Genomic DNA, 6,294 nt, shown 5'->3' with positions numbered 1-6,294 from the left:
CAGTTTTCAAAGATCAAACCTACAATGTGTTTTACTTTTGTCTTACTTCGTTTCATCACCGCGTCTCAGTGACGACCTTTATAATATATCATTACTTTTCGAGATTTGCAAGAGTTTTTTTAATTTCTTTTTTTTCGAGCAATTTTCTCAAAAAGGAACGAAAATTAATTTACCATGAATTCTAAATAGAGTCAATACTTATTTTGATATCAGAAAGTATAAACTTATTAAGAGTTAACTTCCTGATATCTCTGGATTTATAAGTTAGCTCTTATATCTTTTATTGTTTGGTTTGCGGGACGCGCCCTCTACGTGCATATTTGGATAGTTCCTTGGCGGGTGCAAAGCGAGCGTACATGCGGAAAACTGTTTTATACCGAAGCGCTATCGCATAGCGAATATCCTGATCCAATCGGGTGTCGCTCATATCAAGCAGCATTTCATCAAGTTCCTTTCGAAGAACATAATCCAGTTCCTTGCATTCTTTTTCGTTAAACAGCATTCCCAGCATATGACCAAACTCCCTTATCAGCTTATTATATAGTGCTTATATTTGCCCAACTATTGTTCCAGTGTTTACCTGTTTTTAAACTCAACTGCTAAGGTTTCAAACTTATTCGGATTTAATTCCATGTTTTTCTTAGGGCTCTCCCCTTTGTTATGTTCAATTTTCAGGAAAAATATAAATAAACGACCATAATATTTTAATGTGACAATATACGATACGTTATCCCACTCTCGATTGCAGCAGCAATAAGCAGCAGAACAACGGACCATATAGACACCCTTAACGTCTGTTTCATAAACGACTCCCACGTTTGGGCAAGCACTCTTCGTTTCAACCCTATGACTGTACCGATCGAGGACATCACTTGCCCCCCAAACTTCAAACCGAAAGCACAGGCGATAATTAAAACAGGTAATTCAATCACCCCGTGCGGAAGAAGTCCTTTTACAATAACCTCATATAAGCTTCTGCCCATATCCGTCTGTAAGTGTACGACAAACCCCAAAACCATCCCATTCATAATCAAAAATACAATTGGTACGATTCCAAATAAAGCCCCGATAAATATAACCAGCACACACTTAATCGCATTATTGAAAAAGATGAACACAAAAAAGATCCATTGAGGATGTTCAGACTGTTGTAGACGCTGAGCCACTTCCCCCAACCCTGCCATTTGTTGAGCCAATATGGATTGAATAGCGCCTGTACTTAACCAACCCACCACAATACTTATGCAAAACAGAAATGCGGAAACTAAAATCAACCTTCTTGTCGTGTGTAAATCGTGAAGAAATGCTTTTAATCCCATCAAATCAATCCCTCCTGTTAGTGCAAAGGCATAATTGACAACCCCAGGCATAGCTTTAAGTAAACAAGCACTTCTATGATGAAAGGGGCGTTATTAACCATGAATTCTTTTTTTTATGTACTGAATGGCAAAAAAATCAAACGGTTCTTTATCGTAGCGGCAGCGGCCATTTTCGCTATTGGGGTTATTTATGTTGAAACCGATAATGTTACCGTTTTTTCCGAGGAAGCACCAGCGGCCATTTATAGTGTACCCACAGACAAAAAGCTGATCGCTCTTACCTTTGACATTAGTTGGGGAGATAAGCGTACTGAACCCATCCTAAAGGTTCTTGAAGACAAAAAAGTAACCAAGTCCACCTTCTTTCTTTCTTCCCCGTGGAGCAAAACACATCCGGAACTTGTGAATCGGATTAAAGACAGCGGATATGAGATCGGCAGCCATGGACATAAACATGAAAATTACAGCAGTCTAAGCGATGAGGACATTCGTAAGCAGATTTCAACAGCTCACACCACGTTGACTGAGCTGACCGGACAGCCCCCCAAACTGATCCGTATGCCTAATGGTGATTTCGACAAAAGGGTCCTTCAGATCGCTAGCACTTTAGGCTACAAAACAATCCAGTGGGACACGGATTCTTTAGATTGGAAAAACCCAGGTACTCAGGTCATTATTGACCGTGTTGTGAAGAAAGCACATCCCGGCGACATTGTTCTTCTGCATGCCAGTGATTCCTGTAAACAAACTCATGAAGCGCTACCCGCCATTATCGACAAATTGCGTGCGCAAGGTTATGAATTCGTAACTGTATCCGAGTTGCTTCAACAGGGCACAGTAAAAGGCAAAGAGGTTCGTGATCAGGCCCTGGGGCTTTAAGGAGTTATTTTACAACGTTCTCAACAAAAAACCAAAAGTCAGGCGACATATTTCACCTTATCCATTCGCATACTATCCACATTCATGATGAAGGAGGAATACGGCCATGAATTGGACTCGTTTGCGATTAGTCAGCATGATATGCGTACTGGGCGTTGCGCTGACCGGCTGTGGTTCGGACCAGAGCTCCGCGCCTCCCCAGAACAGCTATAAAGAAATGAAAACGATGGTTGTCGATATTTTAAAAAGCGATGACGGAAAAAAAGCAGTGGAGGAGGCTTTGACGGGAGAAAGCAGCTCTTCCAAAGAAGGGCAATCCGGTCAAGGCAGCGAAAGCGGTGGCTCTGGGGGAGGTTCCGGCGGTGGCAGTATGGGGATGAAAATGATTATGCCCACACAGTCAGCAGAACAAATGAAAATCGCAGTTAAGGATACCCTGGTTTCTCCGGAATACAAAAAGGAAATCGAAAAAATTATGACTGATCCGCGCTTTGCTGGTGAATTTGCCAAGGCCATCAACAGCCAAAGTAAGCAACTTCATATGCAACTTATTAAAGACCCTTCTTATCAAAAATCTATTGAGGCGATGCTCAAATCGCCAGAGCTGACCAAAATGTATATGGATTTAACTAAAACTCCTGAATACCGCAAACAATCTATGACGGTGATGCACGATGCGATGCAGAATCCTATTTTCCGACTTGAGGTCATGAATTTACTCAAAACTGTGGTACAAGAAGAGCTTCAACCCAAGGTTCAGAAAAAAAGTGGTGGCCAAGACGGATCAAGCGGTGAAAAACAAGGTGGCGGTAGTGGTGATAGCAGCGGCGGACAAGGAGATCAATAATAAAAAGGCTGGTTCAGCAACCAGCCTTTTTTCTTATTCAGATTCGGCGTGTAGCGTCGTAATTTGAGTGGCGATATCGTTATAGATCGCTCCCGTTGCCGATTCGGATTTATATACAGATGGTGAGAAATCCGCCTCTGACGGATGATTATCCGGAATACCCAGCGGAATTTGCGCCAGCAACTTTGTATGAAGGGTATCCGCCAGCATAGCCCCACCTCCACGGCCGAAAACATAGTCCTTCTCTCCGGTAGAAGATACATAATAGGACATGTTCTCCACAACTCCAATGATCTTATGATCCGTTTGGAGCGCCATTGCTCCTGCACGTGCGGCAACAAAGGCTGCTGTGGCATGAGGGGTAGTCACAATAATTTCTTCACTCTGGGGGATCATCTGGTGTACATCAAGCGCTACATCCCCGGTTCCCGGTGGTAGATCAAGAATCATATAGTCCAGCTCGCCCCATTCTACATCGCTAAAAAACTGTCTGAGCATTCTTCCCAGCATGGGTCCTCTCCAGATCACAGGGTTGTTCTCCCTGACAAAAAAACCCATAGACATTATCTTGATGCCAAATCGCTCCACAGGCTGAATAATACCTTCTTCTACGGTAGGAACGTCCTCGACTCCAATCATATCCGGTACGCTAAATCCATAGATGTCGGCATCAATCAAACCTACACGTTTGCCCTGTCTAGCCAGGGCAGCCGCTAAATTTACAGCCACTGTCGATTTTCCGACACCACCTTTTCCGCTGGCAATCGCAATAAATCGTACGCCAGATGCCGGATTCAGCAGCTCATGTTCTTCCATACCGACAGCATGTCCCTTGGTCAAAACCGGATCTGACGCTTCCTCCGCATGTTCTCCTGTCTGAATGGCGGACCTTTCATGCTCAGACGCTTCACGGATACGAATATGAATATGGTTCAGCCCCGCTTCTTCCAACGTCTGTCTGATTTCCCTCTCCAGCTCTACCCTTGCCCCTTCCTCTGGGTTCAGACTAATTGCGGTCAAGGATACACGATCCTCTTTAATAACAACATCCCGAATAAAATGAAGATCGACCAAACGTTGACCCGTGTGAGGCTCTCGTACCTGGTGAAGTAGCTCTATAACTTGCTCTCTGGTTTGCATGAATAATCAGCACCTCTGCTTCAATAAATTTACGTAGTTGTAAACACTTACAGTATACCACTATCTGACCTCAGGTGCTGACGATGTCCACTTTTCCCCAGCGCTATAACGCAGCACTCCCTTGTATATTGCTGCCGCCACCTGTCTCTGATAGGTCTCGTCACTCAGTCGTCTGGCTTCCTCTGGATGGGATAAGAAGCCGACTTCTACGAGGACTGATGGCATTTTGAGGGCCTTGAGCAAATATACCGTATTCACCGTCTTGGCCACTCTGTTTGTGTTCTCCAAGTTGCGCTTAATCTCCTCCTGAATGAGAAAGGCCAAATTTTCGTTATCCGCATGATTAGGGACGTAAAAGGTTTGGGCTCCACTCCAGCGGCTCGACGGGATGCTGTTCATGTGAATGCTTAAAAAGAGGTCCGCTTTATGCTCCTCAATCATGCGTACGCGCTGCTTCAGGTCCTCCGTTTTTCTTCTCGCATAGCCCCTGATTTCTTGCTGCGCCAAATCGCGGTCAGTCTCCCGGGTCATAACGACAACGGCTCCTGCTTGTTGCAAATAATCTCGCAAATAAAAGGCAATCGCCAGATTAATGTCCTTCTCAATGACACCTTCTTTGCTGACAGCCCCTCCATCGGGCCCTCCATGTCCTGCATCTATGGCAATTATTTTACCGGTAAGCGGAAGACTCCAATGGGTCCAGGCTCTTGATGCAGGTATCTCATATAGAGCAAGCGTGATAAACAGAACGGCGAGACAGCAGCCCAGCAATATTTTTTTCAGCGTCCGATAGCGAATCCACAGTGTAACCTGGTGTTTATGATTATTTTTTTGCATAACAAAACGCCTCCGTCCCTATACAGATACTAATGATCTATATGGGACGAGGCGTGTAAATAGTACAACTCAGGAATGAACAAATTCTTTCATACCTTCAATCAACACTTGGGCGACTTCCGGTCGTGTAAATTCAGGCGGCGGGCAAACCCCCGAACGTAACAGTTCCCGCACTTTGGTGCCTGAAAGCGTCAAATGATGTTCCTTGGGATGAGGACATGTTTTGCTAGAGGCCATATTTCCACATCGGGTGCAATAAAAGCTGTGTTCGAAGAACAACGGGGTGATCTCCAGTTCCTCAGGTGTGAAGTTTCTGAAAATATCCTGTGCTTCGTATGTGCCGTAATAGTCTCCTACACCCGCATGGTCCCTTCCTACAATAAAATGGGTACAACCGTAGTTCTTCCGCACAATCGCATGAAAAATGGCCTCTCTCGGACCAGCATATCGCATGGCAGCAGGAAACACACCCAGAAAAGTACGGTAAGCCGGATAATAGTTGTCTAGCAGCACCAGATAGCTCTTCATCCGCACATCTGCTGGAACGTCATCTGACTTGGTTTCACCAACGAGCGGATTCAGAAATAACGCATCTACAATCTCCATCGCGCTTTTTTGGATGTACTCATGCGCCCGGTGTACGGGATTACGCGTTTGGAATCCTACTACTGTTTTCCAGCCTTTTTCAGCAAAATGATTGCGCGTCTGCGCCGGTGTGTAATAAAACTCACCAAATTGCGCGGGTTCTGGCCGATTCAATACCTGTACAGATCCCCCTACATAAGTAGTTGGTCGCTCCAAAAGTTTTTTGACACCAGGATGTGCCGGGTCATCCGTCTTGAATACACGTCTGGCTTCCTCTGCCTGATCAACCTGATATATACTCTCAATATCAAGTACAGCATATATGGTACCATCCGTTTCACCCACTAAAGCGACCTTTTGCCCCAATGCCAGTTCCCCGGCTATGCTCTCTGTAACCGCAAGCGTAATGGGGATACTCCAGACTGTGCCATCGGCAAGACGCATATCCGTTACCACTGACCGATAGTCGGCTTCGTTCATAAACCCTCTCAGCGGAGAAAATGCCCCCACTCCAATTAAATCCAGATCGGAAATAGTCCACGAATTTACACGGATAGGAAACAATTCACGGGCAACCTGCAAAAGTGTTTTTTGCTCTGAACCTGTAATGATTCTATCTATAAGCGCTCCACCATGCGGAAGAATTGCAGTCATAATGTACTTCCTTTCTGTTCATAAATGCTATTC

7 protein-coding genes are annotated in these 6,294 nt (G+C 44.9%); 2 read left to right on the top strand and 5 right to left on the bottom strand.

Annotated features, from left to right (window positions below):
- Positions 1–280 precede the first annotated feature (280 nt).
- Together ACIFQM_RS13645 and ACIFQM_RS13640 are read right to left on the bottom strand one after the other, a co-directional pair.
- A complete protein-coding gene (locus ACIFQM_RS13645; protein ID WP_013312131.1) occupies positions 281–511 on the bottom strand; it encodes a hypothetical protein in 231 nt (76 codons plus the stop codon).
- Positions 512–704: 193 nt separating this feature from the next.
- Positions 705–1,319: a stage II sporulation protein M gene (locus ACIFQM_RS13640; RefSeq protein WP_430038563.1), complete on the bottom strand. Its 615-nt coding sequence runs from the start codon at positions 1,317–1,319 to the stop codon at positions 705–707.
- A gap of 99 nt (positions 1,320–1,418) precedes the next feature.
- Here ACIFQM_RS13640 and pdaB point away from each other — a divergent pair, with 99 nt between their 5' ends.
- Positions 1,419–2,198, top strand: a complete 780-nt coding sequence (gene pdaB / locus ACIFQM_RS13635) for a polysaccharide deacetylase family sporulation protein PdaB (RefSeq protein WP_430038561.1) — start codon at positions 1,419–1,421, stop codon at positions 2,196–2,198.
- A gap of 106 nt (positions 2,199–2,304) precedes the next feature.
- Positions 2,305–3,045, top strand: a complete 741-nt coding sequence (gene gerD / locus ACIFQM_RS13630; protein WP_430038559.1) for a spore germination lipoprotein GerD — start codon at positions 2,305–2,307, stop codon at positions 3,043–3,045.
- Positions 3,046–3,078: 33 nt separating this feature from the next.
- Here the strand turns inward: gerD and ACIFQM_RS13625 are convergent, their stop codons facing one another.
- The 3 genes from ACIFQM_RS13625 to sat all read right to left on the bottom strand — a co-directional run bounded on the left by ACIFQM_RS13625 (position 3,079) and on the right by sat (position 6,261).
- Complete coding sequence (locus ACIFQM_RS13625; protein WP_430038557.1) at positions 3,079–4,185, bottom strand: P-loop NTPase; 1,107 nt, start codon at positions 4,183–4,185, stop codon at positions 3,079–3,081.
- 60 nt (positions 4,186–4,245) lie between these two features.
- Positions 4,246–5,022, bottom strand: a complete 777-nt coding sequence (gene cwlD / locus ACIFQM_RS13620) for an N-acetylmuramoyl-L-alanine amidase CwlD (RefSeq protein WP_430038555.1) — start codon at positions 5,020–5,022, stop codon at positions 4,246–4,248.
- Between the two features lie 69 nt (positions 5,023–5,091).
- Positions 5,092–6,261: a sulfate adenylyltransferase gene (gene sat / locus ACIFQM_RS13615; RefSeq protein ID WP_430038553.1), complete on the bottom strand. Its 1,170-nt coding sequence runs from the start codon at positions 6,259–6,261 to the stop codon at positions 5,092–5,094.
- Between the last annotated feature and the right edge of the window lie 33 nt (positions 6,262–6,294).

This window comes from Paenibacillus sp. NRS-1782 (assembly GCF_050467685.1).
Taxonomy (GTDB): domain Bacteria; phylum Bacillota; class Bacilli; order Paenibacillales; family Paenibacillaceae; genus Paenibacillus; species Paenibacillus terrae_A.
This window is presented reverse-complemented; position numbering and strand designations above follow the sequence as displayed.